The sequence below is a fragment of the Oerskovia sp. PE-21s genome (genome assembly GCF_056158145.1).
In genome coordinates this window covers 198,939-220,746 of the sequence record NZ_JBUXJM010000003.1, presented here as the reverse complement: position 1 = coordinate 220,746, position 21,808 = coordinate 198,939, and the positions used below count along the sequence as shown (strand labels likewise).

Annotated in this window: 17 protein-coding genes; 9 read left to right on the top strand and 8 right to left on the bottom strand. The window is 72.2% G+C overall.

The window, feature by feature from the left end; all coding sequences use genetic code 11:
- Positions 1-12: 12 nt before the first annotated feature.
- Complete coding sequence (locus ACZDYF_RS06895) at positions 13-2,328, top strand: RelA/SpoT family protein (protein WP_239527393.1); 2,316 nt, start codon at positions 13-15, stop codon at positions 2,326-2,328.
- 86 nt (positions 2,329-2,414) lie between these two features.
- Positions 2,415-3,521 (top strand): ATP-dependent DNA ligase, encoded by a 1,107-nt coding sequence (locus ACZDYF_RS06890; protein ID WP_475054987.1) that lies wholly within the window; start codon positions 2,415-2,417, stop codon positions 3,519-3,521.
- 127 nt (positions 3,522-3,648) lie between these two features.
- On the opposite strand, the gene ligD is transcribed toward ACZDYF_RS06890, so the two are convergent.
- The 4 genes from ligD to ACZDYF_RS06870 all read right to left on the bottom strand — a co-directional run bounded on the left by ligD (position 3,649) and on the right by ACZDYF_RS06870 (position 7,990).
- On the bottom strand, positions 3,649-4,740 hold the full coding sequence (gene ligD, locus ACZDYF_RS06885; protein ID WP_191790475.1) for a non-homologous end-joining DNA ligase: 1,092 nt from the start codon (positions 4,738-4,740) through the stop codon (positions 3,649-3,651).
- Between the two features lie 4 nt (positions 4,741-4,744).
- Positions 4,745-5,422: a hypothetical protein gene (locus ACZDYF_RS06880; protein ID WP_475054986.1), complete on the bottom strand. Its 678-nt coding sequence runs from the start codon at positions 5,420-5,422 to the stop codon at positions 4,745-4,747.
- Positions 5,423-5,528: 106 nt separating this feature from the next.
- A complete protein-coding gene (locus tag ACZDYF_RS06875; RefSeq protein WP_475054984.1) occupies positions 5,529-7,286 on the bottom strand; it encodes a DUF349 domain-containing protein in 1,758 nt (585 codons plus the stop codon).
- A complete protein-coding gene (locus ACZDYF_RS06870; protein ID WP_475054982.1) occupies positions 7,283-7,990 on the bottom strand; it encodes a peptidylprolyl isomerase in 708 nt (235 codons plus the stop codon). Before ACZDYF_RS06870 ends, ACZDYF_RS06875 begins: the two co-directional genes overlap by 4 nt.
- A 187-nt stretch (positions 7,991-8,177) precedes the next feature.
- Between ACZDYF_RS06870 and ACZDYF_RS06865 the strand changes: the two genes are divergently transcribed.
- Positions 8,178-9,002, top strand: coding sequence for an MBL fold metallo-hydrolase (locus ACZDYF_RS06865; protein ID WP_475054980.1), 825 nt, complete (start codon positions 8,178-8,180; stop codon positions 9,000-9,002).
- 44 nt (positions 9,003-9,046) lie between these two features.
- Positions 9,047-10,450 (top strand): histidine--tRNA ligase, encoded by a 1,404-nt coding sequence (gene hisS, locus ACZDYF_RS06860; protein WP_475054979.1) that lies wholly within the window; start codon positions 9,047-9,049, stop codon positions 10,448-10,450.
- A gap of 178 nt (positions 10,451-10,628) precedes the next feature.
- Here the strand turns inward: hisS and ACZDYF_RS06855 are convergent, their stop codons facing one another.
- Positions 10,629-11,126 carry a hypothetical protein gene (locus tag ACZDYF_RS06855; protein ID WP_475054977.1) on the bottom strand — a complete coding sequence of 166 codons (498 nt, stop codon included), beginning with the start codon at positions 11,124-11,126 and terminating at the stop codon, positions 10,629-10,631.
- Positions 11,119-11,871 carry a TIGR02391 family protein gene (locus tag ACZDYF_RS06850; protein ID WP_475054975.1) on the bottom strand — a complete coding sequence of 251 codons (753 nt, stop codon included), beginning with the start codon at positions 11,869-11,871 and terminating at the stop codon, positions 11,119-11,121. Before ACZDYF_RS06850 ends, ACZDYF_RS06855 begins: the two co-directional genes overlap by 8 nt.
- 605 nt (positions 11,872-12,476) lie before the next feature.
- Here ACZDYF_RS06850 and ACZDYF_RS06845 point away from each other — a divergent pair.
- Positions 12,477-13,619, top strand: coding sequence for an Rv2578c family radical SAM protein (locus ACZDYF_RS06845; RefSeq protein ID WP_475054972.1), 1,143 nt, complete (start codon positions 12,477-12,479; stop codon positions 13,617-13,619).
- A 36-nt stretch (positions 13,620-13,655) separates the two neighbouring features.
- Positions 13,656-14,411, top strand: coding sequence for a hypothetical protein (locus tag ACZDYF_RS06840; protein ID WP_475054970.1), 756 nt, complete (start codon positions 13,656-13,658; stop codon positions 14,409-14,411).
- 31 nt (positions 14,412-14,442) lie between these two features.
- Here the strand turns inward: ACZDYF_RS06840 and ACZDYF_RS06835 are convergent, their stop codons facing one another.
- Positions 14,443-14,910, bottom strand: coding sequence for a PPOX class F420-dependent oxidoreductase (locus tag ACZDYF_RS06835; RefSeq protein ID WP_475054969.1), 468 nt, complete (start codon positions 14,908-14,910; stop codon positions 14,443-14,445).
- Positions 14,911-15,046: 136 nt separating this feature from the next.
- Between ACZDYF_RS06835 and aspS the strand changes: the two genes are divergently transcribed.
- Positions 15,047-16,879 (top strand): aspartate--tRNA ligase, encoded by a 1,833-nt coding sequence (aspS, locus tag ACZDYF_RS06830; RefSeq protein WP_364073234.1) that lies wholly within the window; start codon positions 15,047-15,049, stop codon positions 16,877-16,879.
- Entirely contained in the window at positions 16,876-17,721 is an 846-nt protein-coding gene (locus ACZDYF_RS06825) for a GNAT family N-acetyltransferase (RefSeq protein WP_475054967.1), read from the top strand. Before aspS ends, ACZDYF_RS06825 begins: the two co-directional genes overlap by 4 nt.
- A gap of 130 nt (positions 17,722-17,851) precedes the next feature.
- On the opposite strand, the gene ACZDYF_RS06820 is transcribed toward ACZDYF_RS06825, so the two are convergent.
- On the bottom strand, positions 17,852-20,167 hold the full coding sequence (locus ACZDYF_RS06820; RefSeq protein WP_475054966.1) for an MMPL family transporter: 2,316 nt from the start codon (positions 20,165-20,167) through the stop codon (positions 17,852-17,854).
- Positions 20,168-20,302: 135 nt separating this feature from the next.
- Between ACZDYF_RS06820 and ACZDYF_RS06815 the strand changes: the two genes are divergently transcribed.
- Positions 20,303-21,799, top strand: a complete 1,497-nt coding sequence (locus ACZDYF_RS06815) for a replication-associated recombination protein A (RefSeq protein WP_475055475.1) — start codon at positions 20,303-20,305, stop codon at positions 21,797-21,799.
- Positions 21,800-21,808: the final 9 nt, after the last annotated feature.

Below are 21,808 nucleotides of genomic sequence, written 5' to 3'. Positions count from 1 at the left end.
GAGGAGGCACGCATGAGCGAAGAGACACGGACCGGTCGGTCCACGAGCGACAGCGGGCAGTCCTCGGCAGCACGGGTACGTTCACGGTTGGTGCGGTTCGGGGTCCGGGGGAGCCAGGGCGGCATCCCCGCGCTCGAACCCGTGCTCCAAGCGGTGCGGACCAACCACCCCAAGTCGGACCTCTCGGTCATCGAGCGTGCTTACGCGACCGCGGAGAAGGCCCACCGCGGCCAGCTGCGCAAGAGCGGCGACCCGTACATCACGCACCCCGTCGCGGTCGCGACGATCCTCGCCGACCTCGGCTTCGACGGTGCGACGCTCGCCGCCGCACTGCTCCACGACACGGTCGAGGACACCGAGTACTCGCTCGAACGCCTCACCGAGGAGTACGGCGAAGAGATCGCCATGCTGGTCGACGGCGTCACCAAGCTCGACAAGGTGACGTACGGCGACGCAGCGCAGGCCGAGACCGTGCGCAAGATGGTCGTGGCCATGGCCCGCGACATCCGCGTGCTCGTCATCAAGCTCGCCGACCGCCTGCACAACGCCCGGACCTGGAAGTTCGTCCCGTCGTCCTCCGCCGAGCGCAAGGCCCGCGAGACCCTCGAGATCTACGCGCCGCTCGCGCACCGCCTCGGCATGAACACCATCAAGTGGGAGCTCGAGGACCTGTCGTTCGCGACGCTCTACCCCAAGGTGTACGAGGAGATCGTGCACCTGGTCGCCGAGCGCGCGCCGGCCCGCGAGGAGTACCTCGCCGTGGTCCGCGAGCAGGTGACCGCAGACCTGCGCACCGCGAAGATCAAGGCGACCGTGACCGGGCGCCCCAAGCACTACTACTCGATCTACCAGAAGATGATCGTGCGCGGGCACGACTTCGCGGAGATCTACGACCTGGTCGGCGCACGCGTCCTGGTGGACACCGTGCGGGACTGCTACGCGGCGCTCGGCGCCCTGCACGCGCGATGGAACCCCGTCCCCGGGCGGTTCAAGGACTACATCGCGATGCCGAAGTTCAACATGTACCAGTCGTTGCACACCACGGTCATCGGCCCCGGCGGCAAGCCCGTCGAGATCCAGATCCGCACGCACGACATGCACCGGCGTGCCGAGTACGGGGTCGCGGCCCACTGGAAGTACAAGGAGGTCGCGAAGTCGAGCGGCGCTCCGGACACCGCCTCGACCGACATGCAGTGGCTGCGTCAGCTCGTCGACTGGCAGCGGGAGACGGCGGACCCCTCGGAGTTCCTCGACTCGCTGCGTTTCGAGATCGGCGGCGCCGAGGTCTACGTCTTCACGCCCAAGGGCGACGTCATCGCGCTGCCCGCAGGCTCGACCCCCGTCGACTTCGCGTACGCCGTGCACACCGAGGTCGGCCACCGCACCATGGGTGCGCGCGTCAACGGCCGGCTCGTCCCCCTCGACTCCACGCTCGAGAACGGCGACGTCGTCGACGTCCTGACGTCCAAGTCGGAGACGGCGGGACCCAGCCGGGACTGGCTCGCGTTCGTCTCCAGCCCGCGTGCCCGCAACAAGATCCGCCAGTGGTTCTCCAAGGAGCGCCGCGAGGAGGCCGTCGAGCACGGCAAGACCGCGATCGCCAAGGCCATGCGCAAGCAGAACCTGCCGATCCAGCGACTGCTCAGCCACGAGTCCCTCGTGGGTCTCGCCAACGAGATGCGCTACCCCGACGTCTCGGCGCTGTACGCCGCGATCGGCGAGGGGCAGGTCTCGGCCGCGAGCGTCGTGCAGAAGCTCGTGCACGCCATGGGCGGTGAGGACGGCGCGTCCGAGGACCTCGCCGAGGTCGCCCGCCCCGGGCACACCTCACGTCGCCCCCGCACGGGCGACCCGGGCGTGGTCGTCAAGGGCGTGGACGACATCTGGGTCAAGCTCGCCAAGTGCTGCACCCCGGTGCCGGGCGACGAGATCATCGGCTTCATCACGCGCGGCCAGGGCGTCAGCGTCCACCGCGCGGACTGCGCCAACGTGGTGGGGCTGCGCAACCAGCCCGAGCGCATCGTCGAGGTCGACTGGACGACGGGTGGCAACGCCCTGTTCCTGGTCCAGATCCAGGTCGAGGCGCTCGACCGCTCGCGCCTGCTCTCGGACGTGACCCGGGTCCTGTCGGACCACCACGTCAACATCCTGTCCGCGACGGTCTCGACGTCGAACGACCGGGTCGCGATGTCCCGCTTCGTGTTCGAGATGGCCGAGCCCGGGCACCTGGCCACGGTCCTGTCCGCGGTCCGCAAGATCGACGGCGTGTTCGACGTCTACCGGATCACTGGCTCCAAGGCGGAGGAGCGCCCTCAGCTGCCGGCCTGATCCGGCAGCGCTGCGGTGGGCACGGCCCGACGGCGTCGCGCGCCGTTCGGCGGGTGTCCGCGCGCTGCCGGTGGCAGCATCGGGGGATGGACCTGCCCGTGCTGCCGCCCACGCTGCCCATGCTCGCGAAGTCGGTCTCGGGCGTCCCTGACCCCGCCGCGGTCGAGGGCGGGCTGGTGTTCGAGCCCAAGTGGGACGGGTTCCGGGCGATCGTGTACCGCGACGGCGAGGAGGTGCGCCTCGACAGCCGCAGCGCCAAGCCCATGGAGCGGTACTTCCCCGACGTGGTGGCGGCCGTGCTCGACGCCCTGCCCGAGCGATGCGTGGTCGACGGCGAGATCGTGCTCCCGCAAGGGGGCCGGCTCGACTTCGAGGCGCTCCAGCAGCGCATCCATCCCGCGGCCTCCCGCGTCGCACGGCTGGCGGCGGAGACCCCGGCGAGCCTCGTGGTCTTCGACCTCCTGGCGCTGGGCGACGAGGACGTCACGGCCGAGCCCCTGAGCCGTCGCCAGGAGCTGCTCGCGGGCCTGGGGCTCGTCGGTCCGCGCGTGCACCTGACCCCGCGCACCACGGATCGGGCGGTCGCGCAGGAGTGGTTCGAGGCGTTCGAGGGCGCCGGGCTCGACGGCGTCGTCGCCAAGCCGCTCGCGGCGCCCTACCAGCCGAACAAGCGCGTCATGCTCAAGGTCAAGCACGAGCGCACGGCCGACGTCGTGCTCGCGGGCTACCGCCTGCACAAGAGCTCGACTCCCGAGGAGCCGCTGCTCGGGTCGCTCCTGCTGGGGCTGTACGACGACGCGGGGGGCCTGCAGTTCGTGGGCGTCGCGGCGTCGTTCCCCAGGGCGCGCAGGGCCGAGCTCGTGAACGAGCTGGCTCCGCTCGTGCTCGATCCCGGCAGCCCCGACGCGGCCGAGCACCCGTGGGCCGGGTGGGAGAGCCCCGGCACGGGGCGCATGCCCGGCGCACAGTCACGCTGGAGCGGTTCGAAGGACCTGTCGTTCGTCCCGCTGCGGGTCGAGAGGGTGCTCGAGGTCGCATACGACCACATGGAGGGCAGCAGGTTCCGGCACACCGTCCAGCTCCGGCGCTGGCGCGCGGACCGCGAGCCGTCGTCGTGCACGTACGACCAGCTCGAGGAGCCCGTGAGCTATCGCCTCGACGAGCTGCTGCCGGGGGCGCCGGGCGTGGCGTGAGGGCTGCGTGAGGGCTGCGTGGGGGCTGGTGGCGGTGGGTCAGGCGGTCACGGGGCGCCTACGGCGCTGACCTGTCCCCAGAAGGTCGCTCAGGCCGCCTTGCCGGCGCCGCCCGGCCGGCGAGGGGTCAGGCGTCGGACGGGTGCTCCTCGTGCCGCGAGGCGTCCTTGCTGGGCTGCACGCGCTTGGGCTCGCCGGGCATCTTGGGGTGCTCTGGCGGGTAGGGCAGGTCGCCCAGCCCGTGGTCGCGCTCGTCGCGTGCTGCGAGCTCGAGCGTCTGCTCGAGCGAGAACCGCGGCTCGGGGGCCGTGGCGTCGAGGCGTGCGTGCAGGTCGCCCACCTCCGCGAAGCGCGCGGGCATGGTCAGCACGTCGAAGTCGTCCGGCCCGACGTCGGGCACCTCCTCCCAGCGCAGCGGCGCCGAGACCGTGGCCCGGGCGTTCGAACGGATCGAGTACGCCGAGGCGATCGTGCGGTCGCGCGCCATCTGGTTGTAGTCGACGAAGATCTTGACCCCGCGCTCCTCCTTCCACCACTTGGTGGTGACCTGGTCGGGCAGGCGGCGTTCGAGCTCGCGCCCGATCGCGATCGTCGCGCGGCGCGCCTGCACGAAGCTCCAGCGCGGCTCGACCGGGACGAACACGTGCAGCCCGCGGCCGCCCGACGTCTTGGGGAAGCCCTCCAGACCGAGCTCGCCCAGCAGCTCCCGCAGGTGGGGGGCGACGCGTGCGGCGTCCGAGTAGTCGGTGCCGGGCTGCGGGTCCAGGTCGATGCGGAGCTGGTCGGGAGACTCCACGTCCGCGCCCGTCACGGGCCACGGGTGGAAGGTCAGGGTCCCGAGGTTGGCCGCCCACAGCACCACGGCCAGCTCGGTCGGTCGGACCTCGTCAGCCGTGCGGCCGCTCGGGAACGCGATCCTGGCGGTCTCGACGTAGTCCGGGGCCCCCTGGGGGATGCGCTTCTGGTAGAACGCGTCGCCGCTGTTGTCCGTGCGGGTGCTCAGCCGCGCGCCCTCGAAGACTCCCTTGGGCCAGCGTTCGAGCGTCGTGGGACGCTCACGCAGCGCCGCGAGGATGCCCGGCCCGACGGACTGGAAGTAGGTGACGACGTCGAGCTTGGTCAGCCCGCGGCCGGGGAAGACGACACGGTCGGGGCTCGTGACGCGCACGGTGCGCCCGTCGACGTCGAGCTCGACCGCCGGGGTCGTGGAACGAGGCATCCCCTCACGGTAGACGCGGGGTCGCCCCGGCGCCCGGCGACGACCCGGCGTCCGGGGGCGTGGACGCGCTCAACAGGTCAGTGAGCAGCGCCCGAGCGCGCGGACGGCCCGTGCGCCGGTGACGCAGGTCCAGGACCCGCAGGGCGGCGCGGACGTCCAGCCCGGCCCCCTCCAGCAGGGCGGACAGCACGGGGGCCGCGAGCCGCGGGTCCGTCAGGCACGCGACGTCCACCGCGGTCCGCTCTACGCTCGTCACGAGGACCGTCCCGAGCTCGATCGTCTCGGGGCGCAGCAGGGCGCTCTGACGGGCGACCCGGCCGTGCCGCGGCGGCGGGCGGTGGACGCCCAGCGGGTGCACGACCTCGACCACGCAGTCCCCCGGGAAGCCGCAGTGGACCCACGCGGCGCTCGTGCCGCCCACCACGGTGCGTGGAGGCACGAGGGGGGCCAGGGAGAGCGCGCGGACCGCGGGGGTGAGCTCTGTCGTCGGGCGCACGGCGGTGTCCTCCCGGACCCGGACGAGCGCACCGCAGCGGACCAGGTCCGTCCAGGCGACCCGACCGCCCACGTGCTCGGGACGGACCAGCAGCGGCGCGTCCTCGACACGCACGTCCATGGCGACGTCCGCGGGCGTGCGGACGCGAACCGAGGAAACGGCAGGGAGCGAGAGCAGCGTGGTCACGGCCCCCAGCCTGACGCTCGGGCCGGGCATTCGCGAGGGGCCCGCGCGAGCCTGTGGACAAGGCGTTCGTCCACAGGCCCCCACGGGCCCCTCGTGCGGTGCGGGATCAGCCGCGCGAGTCCTCGGCAGCCTTGACGACCTGCTCGAGCCACGCGCGACGAGCCGTGATCGCCGACTCGATCTCGGCGATCTTGCGCTTGTCACCCTTGGCCGTCGCAGCGGCCAGGTCCTCCTCGAGACCCGCGATCGCGGACTCGAGCTGGGCGGCGGCCCCCTCGGCGCGGGCACGCGTCTCGGGGTTCGAGCGCGACCACTGCGACTGCTCGGCGTCACGGACCGCGGTCTCGACCGCGCGCAGGCGGGCCTCGACGCGCTGGACGTCCGCACGCGGCACCTTGCCCGCGTCCTCCCACTTCTCCTGGATGTCGCGCAGCGCGACCTTGGCCTGAGCCAGGTCCGTGACCGGCACGAGCTTCTCGGCCTGCTCCAGGAGAGCCTCCTTGACCACGAGGTTCTGCGCGTACTCGGCGTCCGTGGCGGCGTTGAGCTCGTCACGGGCCTGGAAGAACGCGTCCTGGGCCGCGCGGAAACGTGCCCACAGGGCGTCGTCGTCGCGACGGTTGGCGCGCCCGGCGGCCTTCCACTCGGTCATAAGGTCGCGGAAGGCGCCCGCCGTCGCACCCCAGTCCGTGCTGTTCTGCAGGGCCTCGGCCCGCTGGACCAGCTTCTCCTTGACCTCCTTGGCCGAGGAGTTGCGCTGCTCGAGCTCGGCGAAGTAGTGCCGACGCTCGCGGTCGAAGGCCGTCCGGGCGTGGCTGAAGCGCTTCCAGAGCGCCTCCTCGCTGGTCCGGTCGATCCTCGGCCCGTTGCGCTGGGCGTCCTTCCACTGGTCGAGCAGCTTGCGCAGCTCCTCGCCCGCCGGGCGCCACTGGATGCGCGACGGATCGGTCGAGGCGATCTTCTCGGCCGCCGCGATGATCTCGGTGCGGGCCGCGAGCGCCGCCTCCTTGGCCGCGTTGCGCTCGGCCTCGAGCTCGGCGCGGCGCGAGGCCGCGACCGTGCGCAGGGACTCGACGTGCGCGCGCAGGCCGTCGAGGTCGCCCACGGCGGACGGCTCGGCGGTCTCCTCGGTGAGCTTGGCGAGGGTCGAGTCGATCTCCTTGACGGACAGGTCCGTGCCGGTCAGGCGCGCCTCGAAGAGCGCGACCTTGGCCTGGAGGTCGAGGTAGCGGCGCACGTACAGCGCGAGCGCCTCCTCGGGGGTGACCCCGGGGAACTGTCCGACGCTTCGCTCGCCCGCGGCCTCGGTCACGTAGACCGTGCCGTCCTCGTCGACGCGGCCGAAGCCCGCGGCCGCCTTGGCGGCCGCGCTGTCGTCCGGGATGACCGCGGCGGCTGCAGCCGGGGCGATGGTCGCCGCAGCGGGGGCGGCGGGAGCCGGGGTCCCCGGCTTGGGGGGACGCGGGACGGGGATCGCGCTCGGCTTGGGCGCGGCCGAGGGCTTGGGCGCGGCGGCCGGCTTCGGGGCCGGTGCGGCCTCGTCCGTGACCTCTGCCGATGCCTCGGCCGAGGCCTCGTCCTGGGGGGCCTCGGGCGCTGCGACCTCGGTCTCGACCGCAGTCTCGGTCGGGGTCGCCTCGCTGGCCGGGGCGTCGGGCGTCTCGGCAGGAGTCTCGTCCGTGACGGGCGCGGCGTCCTCGTCGCTCGCTGCGGCGGGCGCGTCCGTCGCGGCCTGGGGCGCGTCGGTCGCGGGCGCGGCCTCGGTCGGTTCAGCGACCGCCGGCACCTCGACCTGCTCCGTCGCGGGGGCCTCCTCGGATGCCTGCGCCGGAGAGTTCGCGTGGTTCTCGGTGCTCTCGCTCACTGGGTCTCAACTCCTTCGATGGTGACCGGGGTGGCGGGGGAGCCGTTGCCGGTCCCGTCCGCTGTGCCCGCGTCAGCGACTGCTCGGACGACGTCCAAGCCGGATGTGATCTTGCCGAAGACGGTGTACCCGCCCGTGGTGGTCGGCAAGGTGGTGTCCTCGTAGACGAGGAAGAACTGGCTGCCCATGGTGTCGGTACCGGCCTCGGTCCGTGCCATGGCGATGGTGCCGGCCGGGTAGAGGCCGTCCTCGGGGGCGTTCTCGACGGGCCCGAACTCGTAGCCCGGGCCCCCGGTGCCGGTGCCCGTGGGGTCTCCGCACTGCAGGATGAAGATGCCCTCGGTGGTCAGCCGGTGGCAGTCGGTCCCGTCGAAGTACTTCTCGTGGGCGAGCGAGACGAAGTTCGCGACGGCCTGGGGGGCGGTCTGCCCGTCGAGCGTGAAGGCGACGTCTCCGGCGCTGGTCCGCAGCTCGCCCGTCCACTCGCGGTCCTGCGCGGCCGAGGCCGGGGGCAGGGTGAACGTCTTGTCGGGGGCGTTGGCGTTGACGGCGAGCACGGTGACTCCTGCGACGACCGCGACCCCGGCGACCGCGCCGGCGATCGTCCACGCTCGACGCCTGCGGGCGCGAGCCGTGGCCTGGCGCTGGGTCCACTTCTGCTCCCGCAGGCGGGCACGCTCGCGTTCGCGCTTGCTCGTTGACACCCCAACTCCTTCGTCTCACGCCACGGGCAGGTCCGCGTGCCGGCGCGAAGGCGCGTGATTGCACGGGTGGTCCACGGTTTCAGAGGACAGTCTAGGCATCGGGAGCGTTCCGGCGCGGTGACTTTCCGCCATTCAGGTCACGGTCCGGTATCAGGTGTCCTGTTTGTGAGGTCGGTACTGTCCTGGCATGGACGTCTTTCTCGTGGTCGCACCCGTGTTCGGCACCAACTGCACGATCGTCGCGCCCGGGGCGCGCGGCACGCTGCCCGACGGCGTCGCTCGCCCGTGCGTGATCGTCGACGCCGGGGCAGGGGTCGCCCCGGGAGTCGCGGAGCTGGTGCGGGAGCACGGCCTGGCGCCGACCGCGGTCCTCGCGACGCACGGGCACGCCGACCACACGTGGGACGCCGCCGAGCTGTGCGAGTTCTACGGGGTGCCGCTGTGGATCCACGCGGGCGACGCCTACCGGCTCGCAGACCCGCTCGGCACGATCGAGCACGGGGCCCCGGCGGACGGGCCGCTCACGAGCGGGCCGCTGGCCGCGGCGCTCGCGGCAGGTGGCGCCAGGATCGAGGACTACCAGGAACCCCGTGAGGTACGGACGTTCGGCTCGGGCGGTGGGTCCGGTGCCTCGCTGGTGCGCGGTCCCGGCGGCACGTCGGTGGCCGACCCGCGCGTACGGCTCGACCTGGGCGGCGTCCTGGTCGACGCCCTGCACGCGCCGGGCCACACCCAGGGCTCGACGCTCTACCTCCCGGTCGCCGCAGGGGACCAGGACGGCGGCGGCGCGAGCGACGGCCAGGTGGCCGGGATCGTGCTCGCCGGAGACGTCCTGTTCGCCGGCTCGGTGGGGCGGACCGACCTGCCCGGGGGAGACGGCGAGACGATGCAGCGCACCCTGCGCGACGTCGTCGGGCACCTCGACGACTCCCTCGAGGTGGTTCCCGGTCACGGGCCCCTGACGACGATCGGCCGCGAGCGCCGCACCAACCCGTACCTGCGGGGCCTGTGAATCGATTGCTCGTTCGGTCGGTACGTCTGGAAGGATCGGGTCCCATGGCCCGACCTACACCTCTCTCCGGTTTCCCCGAATGGCTCCCTGCTGGACGCGTCGTGGAGCAGCACGTGCTCGACACGCTGCGTCGCACGTTCGAGCTCCATGGTTTCGCGGGGATCGAGACGCGGGCCGTCGAGCCCCTGGACCAGCTGCTGCGCAAGGGCGAGACCTCCAAGGAGGTGTACGTGCTGCGCCGCCTCCAGGAGGAGGCCGACTCGTCCGAGGGGGCCGCGGGGGACCGAGGCGGCAAGGGGGACAAGCAGCTCGGCCTGCACTTCGACCTGACGGTGCCGTTCGCGCGGTACGTGCTGGAGAACGCCGGGCACCTGGCGTTCCCGTTCAAGCGCCACCAGATCCAGAAGGTGTGGCGCGGCGAGCGCCCCCAGGACGGGCGCTTCCGCGAGTTCGTGCAGGCGGACATCGACGTCGTGGGTGCGGGCGAGCTGCCCTACCACTTCGAGGTCGAGCTGCCGCTGGTCATGGCCGAGGCGCTGGGCGAGCTGCGCTCGATCGGCGTCCCCGAGGTCCGCATCCTGGTGAACAACCGCAAGGTCGCCGAGGGCTTCTACCGTGGGCTGGGCCTGGACGACGTCGAGGGCGTGCTGCGCTCGATCGACAAGCTCGACAAGATCGGGCCGGACAAGGTCGCGGCGCTGCTGGTCGCCGAGACGGGCGCGACGCCCGAGCAGGCGGCCGCGTGCCTGGCGCTCGCGGCGATCTCCGGATCGGACGCGACCGTCGCGGAGCGGGTGCGGGCGCTCGCGGCAGAGCACGGCGTGACCTCGGAGCTGCTCGAGGAGGGCCTGCGCGAGCTGTCGGCGCTGATCGACGCGGCGGCCGTGCGGGCGCCGGGCGTCGTGGTCGCGGACCTGAAGATCGCGCGCGGCCTGGACTACTACACGGGCTCGGTCTACGAGACGGTCCTGGTGGGGCACGAGCAGCTCGGGTCGATCTGCTCGGGCGGGCGCTACGACACGCTGGCCTCGGACGGTGCGAACACCTATCCGGGCGTGGGGCTCTCGATCGGCGTCTCGCGCCTGGTCTCGCGGCTGCTGAGCGCGGGCCTGGTCCGTTCGACGCGGTCGGTGCCGAGCGCGGTGGTGGTCGCGGTGACGAGCGAGGAGACGCGGCCCGCGTCGGACGCGGTCGCGGTGGCGCTGCGCTCGCGCGGCATCCCGGTCGAGGTCGCGCCGAGTGCGGCCAAGTTCGGCAAGCAGATCAAGTTCGCGGACCGTCGCGGCATCCCGTTCGTGTGGTTCCCCGCGGGGATCGGTGCGGACGGCGAGGTCGTCGCTCACCAGGTCAAGGACATCCGTTCGGGCGAGCAGGTCGCTGCGGACCCGGCGACGTGGGCCCCGTCCGAGGAGGACCTGTGGCCGCGGGTCGTCCCGGCGGGGGAGTGAGACCGCTGCCCGGGCGCTGACCCGGGCGGACGTGCGTGAGGCCCGGTAGGGGTTCCCTGCCGGGCCTCACGCGTAGGTCGTTCAGGGCCGCGAGGACGCTCGGGTGTGAGGGGCCCAACATGGCCGGTCATCGAACGCGTGTTCCGCAAATCGGTCCGATGCGGCGGGGTGGGCGCGACTACGTGGTGCGTTGTCTGTGGGTGTGCCGCTCAACACTGCCGTCATTACGTCGCGTCCACCGCCGATCTCGTACATCCACGAAATCCACCCACGCAGGCATCGGGGCAGCCTGATGGGTGGATTCGGTCACGTGCTCACCGGGCAGGAGCACGTCCCACCACCCAACTCCAAGGGTCACGTGACGACCCTCAGTTGTTCTCATCGGTTCGGTGGACACCGCCACCTGGTAGACCGGATCCGACGATCCGTTCAGGACGTGGATTGTGACCGCAGACCCGTTGGATCCAGACTCATTCCAGATCGCGACCCTCCGTGCCTCGGTCATCGTTTCGGACTTGGCCCGCTCGGCCTCATGGCGTGCCTGGCGTCGAAGTTCTTCGTCGAGCGCCGTCTGTGCCCTCATCCTTTCCGCGCGCTCTACGAAGAAGAGCACCGCCGGAACGGCGGCAGCCAGAATCGTCCCGACCGCTGTTGCAATCGTCCAACCGTCAGTCATGTTGTTCCGCGAGTTCGCACCCATCGATCCAACGTGCAAGAGTGCTGAGGGTCGCGAGTTGCTCCAGTGCTTCCTGAGCGGGCAGATCCTCCGTGCTGTGCGTCGCTGGGTTCCGGATCGCGAGGAAGCACCCTTGGCCGAACTGAAGCAGTCCCGATCGCATAGCCCGGACCGTGAGGTCCGAGTCGTCGCCGGGCCATCGAAGGCGTGGCTTCCCGGGCTCGGGCTGGTTCGGTGAGAACACCTGCGCCATCAGCGCACTGTCGGACATGTCGCGTCGTCCAGTGAGTTCCTGGACATGTGCGTTCAGAAAGGTTGCAGCGCGCTGCACTGCCGAGCCGTGATGCCCGTCGCCCCACAACTTGGCTGCCGCGTCCCAGATCAGCGGGTGCAATGAGTCGGCAGCCATTGTCGGCGCCGAGGTGCCCGTGATGTGCTGCGCTGTTTCAGCATCGGTGGCGAGCTTGCCAAGAGCGCGCCTGGCGAGGTCAAGGCCGTTCTGGAGCTCAACGAAGTTGTGACTGTTGAGCGGACGCACCAAGGCGTCAACCTTTGTCACCCCCAGAACGGTGCTGATCACTCGCCGTGTCTGGTGCTCTCGAGCGAGCATTGCGTCAGTCCTAGGACCTGAAGCGCAGAACGCGAACTCTCGATGAGACCGGCCGTCAAGCAGCGCGGCGTCGGCGTGCTCGATCCACCAATCGAGAACGCCCTTGGCCCAGACCGGATCAATGCTGAGCGGCATTTCGCGCACTTTCTGCTATAGGTGTTGCGCGGCGGAAAGTCATCTCATCTCACCCAGTTCCGTGGGACGACGTGTCGTGAGTCCATCGACAGGTGCGAGTGTCTCGCGTCGAGACGACGCCGCGCCACTCGCGGTCGACGCGACGAGTTCCGCGCGCCCGGGCCGGTCCGTGGTCGCGATCCGTCTGGTCATGCGTGCCTCCGGGGGAGAGTTCTCCCGAACGCGGTCCACCCGCAGATCGTCGAGCCACTGACGGACCTCGCTTGGTACGACACCGCGATCCTCGCGAGCCCCGATCTGGACCGAGCGCCCGCCCATGATCATGTCGCCGTTCCTCGACGGAGTCTCGCTCGCGGGCGCGACGACCCTGCCCCGTCACGACGCACGCCATGAGCGGCCTCGGCCGGGCGCCCGAGGTCTACGCGACCCTCGCTCCCGACGCGGTCATGGGCGAGGGCTCGCGGTGCGCGGGGAGCGTGTCGCCGACGCCGAGCCGGAGATCGACCGCTGGGTGCTGGCGGCGGGGATCGGCTTAGCAGTCCGCAGCCGCCGTCGGCGTCGACATCGACATCGACACGTGATCGAACATGTGTTCGAATAGCGCCATGAGGTGGGACGGGCAGGCGATCACGGCGGACGACGGCGCGCTGCCCGGGCTCAGCCGCATGGCGGGGCTAGTGCGGACCGTGCGCACGCCGGAGTTCGCCGGGGTCACGTTCCACGAGGTACTCGCCAAGAGCGCGTTGTCCAAGGTGCCGGGGGAGTCCCGCATGCCGTTCACCTGGACGATCAACCCGTACCGCGGATGCTCCCACGCGTGCTCCTACTGCTTCGCCCGCCCCTCGCACCGCTACCTCGACATGAACCCCGGCGAGGACTTCGACAGCCAGATCGTCGTGAAGATGAACGTTGCCGAGGTGCTGCGGGCCGAGCTCGCCAAGCCGTCCTGGACGGGCGACGCGGTCGCGCTCGGCACCAACACGGACCCCTACCAGCGCGCCGAGGGACGCTACCGGCTCATGCCGGGGATCATCGACGCGCTCGAGGCCTCGCGCACGCCGTTCTCGATCCTCACCAAGGGCACGCTCCTGCGCCGCGACCTGCCGCGTCTGACGCAGGCGGTCGAGCACGTCGACGTCGGCATCGGGGTCTCCCTGGCCTTCGTCGACGAGGACCTCCAGCAGGCCGTCGAGCCCGGCACCCCCACGCCGCGCGCCCGCCTCGACCTCATCCGCGCCGCCCGGGCGGCGGGGCTGCCGTGCGGGGTCATGATCGCCCCCGTGCTGCCGTGGCTCACCGACTCGACCGACCACCTCACGCGCCTGCTCGACGCGGTCCACGAGGCGGGCGCGACGGGCGCCACGGTGCTCCCGCTGTTCCTCAAGCCCGGCACCCGCGAGTGGTTCATGGCCTGGCTGCGCCGCGACCACCCCGAGCGGGTCTCGGGCTACGAGCGCGTCTACGCGGGCGGGTCGTACGCGAGCCGCGCGTACCGCGACTGGCTGTGGGACCGCGTGCGGCCGCTGCTCGTCGAGCGCGGCTTCGCGAGCGCCGGTCACCGGGCCCAGGCACGCACGTCCGGGCACGCCCGGACCGCGTGGCACCCCGAGACCCCTGGCGAGAGAGCGCGGCACGACGAGGGGGCCTATCCGGCGGGGAGCCTGGTGGTGCAGGACCGGGACCGCGGTGGACCGTCCGGACGTACGAGCCCGAGCGCGGCGGCGAGCGCCGAGCAGCTGCTCTTCTAGGCCAGGCTCGCGTGAGGAGGACTACGCTCTCGCACCATGACACTCGTTTGGCCGACCTCTCGTGGGCTGCCTGCCCTGGGGGACGTGGCGTCGCACGTCCGGACCCCGTTCGGGGACGTCGTCCTGTCCGCTCGGTGCGCCGGGAGAGACACGGGAAGCGCTCCTGGTTCCGCGTTCGCCCTGCCTGCCGGCGGCCGGCTGCTGCACCGTCGCGGCCCCTCCTGGTCGCTCGAGCAGATCCTCACGCCCCTGCCGACCTTCGACAAGGAGGGAAGGTCTCCGGCCACGACCTGGGGAGTCGCCTGGCGCGTCCAGGCGCTGGGAGCGCTCGTCGAGACGAGCCTGCGCGTCCAGATGGCTGATCGACGCGTCGGGCTCGACGTCGGGATCGTCGACGGACAGCACCTCGCGGCGCTCGCGGCCGACGACGGTCGTACGGAGCTGGTCATCGGCGGGCCGGACAGCGAGGGGCTCTGGGGCCTCGTTCTCCGAGGGCTGTGTCCCGCGCGATGGAGGTCCGACTACCCCGGGCTCGCGAGCGACCTGTCGCTGGTGGACGACGTGCCGCGCAGGCTCGGGTTGCCACGTGCGGCCAAGGACCAGCGGGGAACCGCCGAGCGCCCCGGGCTCGAGTGGAACCTGCCCGCGCTCGAGGACGGCGAGGTCGTGGTCCTCGCGTGCGCCGTCTCCTGGGAGCCGTACGACGCGAAGTCGGAGTGGGCGTGGCTGTCCGTGGACGTCGGACCGGAGTACGTCGTCCGGCACGCGTCGCGCGGGACGTCGAGCGCTTGACCATCTCGCGCCGGGCCATGACGGCCCGCGCTCAGTCCTGCGCGAGCCGTGCCGGGAAACCGCCCGTGGCCACGGGGCCCCAACCCGTGATCGTCACGCGCAGCAGCGACTTGCCCTGCGCGACCATGGCCTGGCGGTACTCGTCCCAGTCGGGGTGCTCCCCGGCGACCGACCGGTAGTACTCGACGAGGGGCTCGACCGAGTCGGGCAGGTCGATGACCTCGGCCGTGCCGTCGACCTGGACCCAGGCGTCGTCGAAGTCCTCGCCCAGGACGCACAGCGACGCGGCGGGGTCGCGCCGCAGGTTCACGGCCTTGGCGCGGTCGGGGTAGGTCGAGACCACGACGCGCCCCTCGGCGTCGACCCCGTACGTGACGGGGCTCATCTGCGGGGCGCCGTTCGCGCGCCGGGTGAGCAGCACGGCCCGCCGGTTGGCGCGCAGGAACGCGACGAGCTCCGCGCGTCCGATCCGGTCCGTGGTCGCGATCCGCCTGGCCATGGGTGCCTCCCGGTGGGTTCTCCTGAACGTGGTCCGCCCACAGACTAGACTCGTCCGAGTGCGTCGTCTGCGCACTCCCCACTCCCATCCCGGGACGCCACTGTGCGCCCCGGCATGTTCCGGAAGGACTCTCTCCGTGCTTCGCACCCACACAGCCGGCTCCCTGCGGGCCGAGCAGATCGGTCAGACCGTCACCCTCACCGGTTGGGTCGATCGTCGCCGCGATCACGGTGGGGTGGCCTTCATCGACCTGCGCGACGCCTCGGGCATCGCCCAGGTCGTCATCCGCGACGAGTCGATCGCGCACCCGCTGCGCGCCGAGTTCGTGCTCCAGGTCACCGGTGTGGTCTCCCGTCGCCCCGAGGGCAACGAGAACAAGAACCTCCCCACGGGTGAGGTCGAGGTCGTGGTGAGCGACGTCGTCGTGCTCAACGAGTCCGCGCCCCTGCCGTTCCAGGTCTCCACGGCCCTCGAGGGCACCGAGGTCATCGGCGAGGAGGCGCGCCTCAAGCACCGCTACCTGGATCTGCGCCGCCCCACCCCGGCCCACGCCCTGCGCCTGCGCGCCAAGGCCAACCAGGCCGCGCGCCGCGTGCTCGACGAGCAGGACTTCGTCGAGATCGAGACTCCGACCCTGACGCGTTCGACGCCCGAGGGTGCCCGCGACTTCCTGGTCCCCGCGCGCCTGGCCCCCGGGTCCTGGTACGCGCTGCCGCAGTCCCCACAGCTCTTCAAGCAGCTGCTCATGGTCTCGGGCATGGAGCGCTACTACCAGATCGCCCGCTGCTACCGCGACGAGGACTTCCGCGCGGACCGCCAGCCCGAGTTCACGCAGCTCGACGTCGAGATGAGCTTCGTCGAGCAGGACGACGTGATCGCGCTCGGCGAGCAGATCCTCGTCGCGCTGTGGGACCTCATCGGGTACAAGATCCCCACGCCCATCCCGCGCATGACGTTCCACGACGCGATGCGCCTGTACGGGTCGGACAAGCCGGACCTGCGCTTCGGCAACCCGCTCGTCGAGCTCACGGACTACTTCAAGGACACCCCGTTCCGCGTCTTCCAGGCCGAGTACGTGGGCGCCGTCGTCATGGCGGGCGGGGCCTCGCAGCCGCGCCGCCAGTTCGACGCCTGGCAGGAGTGGGCCAAGCAGCGTGGGGCCAAGGGCCTGGCGTACGTGACGTTCCAGGAGGACGGGACCCTCGCGGGCCCGGTCGCCAAGAACCTGTCCGACGCCGAGCGCGAGGGCCTGCGCGACGCGACCGGCGCCCAGCCGGGCGACGCGGTGTTCTTCGCGGCGGGCCGGACCAACGAGTCGCGCGCCCTGCTGGGCGCGGCCCGCCAGGAGATCGCCAAGCGCACCGGGCAGATCGACGAGAACGCCTGGGCGTTCGTCTGGATCGTCGACGCCCCGCTGTTCAAGCCCACGGGTGAGGCCGCCGACGAGGGCGACGTCGCCCTCGGCAACTCGGCCTGGACCGCGGTGCACCACGCGTTCACCTCGCCCACGCCCGAGTGGATCGACACGTTCGAGCAGAACCCGGGCGAGGCGCTCGCGTACGCGTACGACATCGTGTGCAACGGCAACGAGATCGGCGGCGGCTCGATCCGTATCCACCGCCGTGACGTCCAGGAGCGTGTGTTCGCGGTCATGGGCATCGGCGAGGAGGAGGCCCAGGAGAAGTTCGGCTTCCTGCTCGACGCCTTCGCGTTCGGCGCCCCGCCGCACGGCGGCATCGCGTTCGGCTGGGACCGCATCGTGGCGCTGCTGACGAAGTCGGAGTCGATCCGCGACGTCATCGCGTTCCCCAAGTCGGGCGGCGGGTTCGACCCGCTCACGCAGGCGCCCGCGCCCATCACGGCGCAGCAGCGCAAGGAGGCGGGCGTCGACGCGAAGCCCAAGGCCGCGCCCGCGCCGGACGCAGCGGCGGAGGCCGCTGACGCTCCTGCCGCCGCCGGGAAGGCGTGAGCGCCCCGGACACCCGCACGCAGGCAAGGACGCTGGGAGGCTCGACCGGTCTGACGGACCGGTGGGCCTCCCACCCCTTTGTCCTGGTGGACCTCCCCGAGTGGGACGTGCGCGGGGTGTGGCAGGACGAGCACGCGTGCGTGCTGAGCGTGGCGGCGCCCGTCCCTCTCGGTGAGGGGCAGGTGCCCGACGGCGGCGCTCACCACGAGCGTGTCGGCCTGTGGGGCATGGGCTCGCCCGAGGCGATCGCGACCCTGCTGGCGCGCGTGGCCCAGGACGGTGAGCTCGGGGAGCACGTCGTGAGCGCGGGCCTGCCGCGCGGGACCCTCACGGTCCTGGGAGACCGGTGCGCGAGCGAGGACCTGCCGACGATCCTGCGCGAGCCCGACAGCGAGAAGTCGGTCTCGACGTGGGACTTCTTCGCGACCCGCGAGGCCCCCGCCCCCCAGCCGGGCGAGGAGCGCGTCGAGGCGCTGACCGGCCCCTCGGCGGCGGCCGAGGTCCGCGCGTGCCTGGACGTGGCGAACCCGCTCGCGGAGATGAGCCCCGAGGACCCGCTGACGCGCTGGTGGGGCTGGCGCGACCCCGACGGGGTGCTGCGCGGCGTCGTCGGCGCCCGGCAGGCGGTCCCCGGAGCCCCGTGGTCGCTCGGCAGCATCGCGACCGACCCGGCGTGGCGTGGGCACGGCATCGCCGCGGCCACCACGGCCGTCGTGACCCGTGCCGGGCTCGACGCGTCCGACTGGGTGACGTTGGGCATGTATGCCGACAACGACGCCGCCCGCCGCGTCTACACGCGCCTGGGCTACGCCGTCGTGCAGGAGTTCGAGAGCCGGCACTGAGCCGCGCCCGCCCCACCTGTCCCGCTGAGTGCGGAGCAGTCGTCGCCGAACGCCCGTCGTTCTCGACAGCTGCTCCGCACCGAGCTGCTCCGCCGCTCGGCACCCGGGCGACCGGGCACGCTCACCCGGGTCAGTGCGTGATCGAGAACTTCGAGTACAGCCACCTCAGATGCTTGGGTGCCCACCAGTTGGCCCGGCCCAGCAGCGTCATGGTCGCGGGCACCAGCAGGATCCGCACGATCGTCGCGTCGATGAACACCGCCACGGCCAGCGCGAAGCCGACCTCCTTGATGACGAGCAGCTCGCCGAACACGAAGCCCGCGAACACCACGATGATGATGGCCGCGGCCGACGTGATGATCCGCCCCGATCGCTGCAGCCCCAGACGCACGGCCTCGTCGTTGGACAGGCCCGCGTCGTGCAGCTCCTTGATCCGGGACAGCAGGAACACCTCGTAGTCCATGGCCAGCCCGAACGCGAACGCGATCACCAGGGCCACGACGTACGTCTCGATGCCGCCCGCCGACGAGAAGTCCAGCAGCCCCTCCAGGTGCCCCTCCTGGAACACCCACACCAGCACGCCAAGGGACGCGGCGAGGGACAGAGCGTTCGTCAGGAGCGCCTTGACCGGGATGAGGACCGAGCCGGTCATGAGGAACAACAGCACGAACGTCGCGACCACCACGATCCCCACGGCCCACCACACCCGGTCCGCGAGCGCCGCCCGGAAGTCGACCTGCCCGGCGGCCTGCCCCGTGACGTAGAACGTGAACCCGGGGTCCTGGGCGCGCAGCTCCTCCACGACGGCCACGGCCTCGGGGCCGCCCGCGTCGGCGGCGTCGAGGTGGACCCCGACGAGCGCGTGGTCGTCGCCGACGGGGACCGCAGGGTCCACCCGCTCGACGCCGTCGAGGCCCGCGATGTCGTCGGCCCAGGCCTGGGCCTCCTCGGGCGTGGAGTCGGTCACGACGCGGACGTCGGCGCTCGCGGACGCGGGGAACTGGGTGGAGAGCTCGTCGACGAACTCGCGCTGGGGCGAGCTCTGGGGCAGCAGCTCGATGCCCGAGTTGCGCATCTGCAGGCCGAGCACCGGCAGCGCGAGCACCACCAGGACGGCGACGGTGGCGAGCATGACCCAGACCGGGTGGCGTTGGACGCGGCCCGTGAGCCGGGAGAAGAAGCCCTCGTCGGACTGGACGTCGGCCGTACGGGCCAGGACGGCGCGCAGCCCGGGGACCTTGCTCAGGACGCCGGGCCGGATGAGCCGGTGGCCCGCGAGCGCGAGCAGGGCGGGCACGAGGGTCATCGCGGTCGCGACGGCGATGAGGATGACGGCCAGCCCGGCGGCGCCGATGGCGCGCAGGATGTCGGGCTCGAAGACCATGAGGCCCGCGATCGAGATCGCGACGGTCAGCGCCGAGAAGGCCACGGTGCGCCCGGCGGTGGCCATGGTGCGCACGACGGCGGTGGTCACGTCGGCGTCGCGGCGCCGCGAGCGCCGGGTCCCGCGGGCCGTCGGGGACCCACCCGCCACGCCGGGCCCGGAATCCGTGCCCGGCGTGGCGTCCCCGGAGGGCGTGGCGCGACCGGGTGACGCGTCGTCGAGGGCGTGCAGCTCCTCACGGAAGCGCGACACGATGAGCAGCCCGTAGTCGATCGAGAGCCCCAGGCCCAGCAGCGTCACGACGTTCACGACCGACGCGTCGATGGTCAACGGGTAGGACAGGCCCAGGAGGACGCCGAGCCCGGCACCGATCGAGGCGATGGCCCCGGCCATGGGCATCGCGGCCGCGAGGAACCCGCCGAAGACCAGGACCATGACGAGCAGCGCGATGGGCAGCGCGATCATCTCGCCCGTCGTGAGGTCCTTCTCGACCTGGGACGTGATGGCCTCGACGATCAGGTCGTTGCTCGACACGAGCCCGGTCGCGTCCGGGGCCACGTCGGCGAGGTCCGCGGGCACGGCCTCGAGGATCCCGACGACGTCGGTCGCCGCCGCGGCCTGGGCGTCCTCGTCGAGGCCCGGCTCGAGCGTCACGGACAGCACGAACCCGTCGCCGTCGGCCGCGACGAGGGACTGTGCGGCCTCGGTCGTGACGCCCCCGGGGATCACGTACGGGTCGACGACCGTCTCGACCCCGGCGACCGCGGCGAGCTCCTGGTGCACGGGGGCCATGGCCTCGGCGACGGCCGGGTCTGCGGGGTCGACGCCGCTCACGAGCAGCGAGACCGTCTCGCCCGTCTCGGTCTGCTCGGTGAGGATCTCGGTGCCGCGCTCGCTCTGCGAGCCGGGGACCGACGGTTCGCCCGTGGTCAGGCGGTCGAACAGGCTCTCGCCGTGGACGCCCACGACGGCCAGGGCGAACCCCAGGGCGGTCAGCACCACCCAGACGGCGACGGTCAGACGGGGACGGTGGGCGACGGCGCGGCCAAGGCTCTCGAACACCCCGTCAGCATCGCACCTCGCGCCGGGCCGTGCCGGGCCGTGCACAGTGTGGGCGGGCAGCTCTCACGGAGTGCGGCGCGGGCCGTGTCGAGGAGTGTCGGTGGTGGTGCGTAGGCTCGGAACATGCTTCCCGGGATGGACCTGTTCGACGCCGCGACCTCAGGCACCCAGGGGACCCCCCGCCCGGGACCGGGCGCGCCGCTGGCCGTGCGCATGCGTCCGGCCGCGCTCGACGAGGTCGCCGGCCAGGAGCACCTGCTCGTCGCCGGTTCGCCGCTGCGTCGCCTCATCGAGGTGGACGGGCCGGGGGCCTCGCGCGCTGCGCCGGGCTCGGTCATCCTGTGGGGCCCGCCGGGCACGGGCAAGACGACCCTCGCGTACCTGATCGCCACGACCTCGGGTCGGCGCTTCGTCGAGCTCTCGGCCGTGACCGCAGGCGTCAAGGACGTGCGTCAGGTCATCGACGACGCGCGTCGGCGCCTCGCGACCGGCGGCGAGGAGACGGTCCTGTTCATCGACGAGGTCCACCGCTTCTCCAAGTCCCAGCAGGACGCTCTGCTGCCCAGCGTGGAGAACCGCTGGGTCACGCTCGTGGCGGCCACGACCGAGAACCCGAGCTTCTCGGTCAACTCCCCGCTGCTCTCGCGTTCGCTCCTGCTCACGCTCAAGCCCCTCACGTCGGGTGACGTGCGCGCCCTGGTGCACCGGGCACTGGTCGACGAGCGCGGGCTCGGCGGGGCCGTCGCCCTCGCGGAGGAGGCCGAGGAGCACCTGGTCCGCCTCGCGGGCGGCGACGCCCGCAAGGCCTTGACGATCCTCGAGGCCGCCGCGGGCGCCGCGCTCTCCGAGTTCCCGGACGCGCCCGTGCGCACCACCGCCCGGCCCGACGACGACGCGCCGGACGCGAGCGACGCCGTCGGGCAGGACGACGCGCCGGGAGAGGACGGCTCACCGGGAGAGGACGAGGCCGCCGGGACGCCCGGCGAGGACCACGGGACCGTGGTCGTCGACCTCGAGACCATGGAGCGGGCGATCGACGTCGCCGCCGTGCGCTACGACCGCGACGGCGACCAGCACTACGACGTCACGAGCGCCTTCATCAAGTCCGTGCGCGGCTCCGACGTGGACGCGTCCCTGCACTACCTCGCGCGCATGATCGCCGCGGGGGAGGACCCGCGGTTCATCGCCCGGCGGATCGTCATCTCGGCCGCGGAGGACGTCGGCATGGCCGATCCCAGCGCGCTGCAGACCGCGGTCGCGGCCGCCCAGGCCGTCGCGCTCATCGGGATGCCCGAGGCCCGGATCATCCTCGCGGAGGCCGTCGTGCACCTCGCGACCGCACCCAAGTCCAACGCGGCCTACCTCGGGATCGACGCGGCGCTCGCGGACGTGCGCGCGGGCAAGGTCGGGACGGTGCCCGCGCACCTGCGCGACGCACACTACGCCGGGGCCAAGGAGCTGGGGCACGGCAAGGGGTACAAGTACGCGCACGACGCCCCGCACGCGGTCGCGCGCCAGCAGTACCTGCCCGACGTCCTGCAGGGCACGCGCTACTACACACCGACCGACCGCGGGTTCGAGCGGTCGGTGACCGAGCGCCTCGACCGGATCCGGCAGATCCTCGGGGACTGACCGGCACCC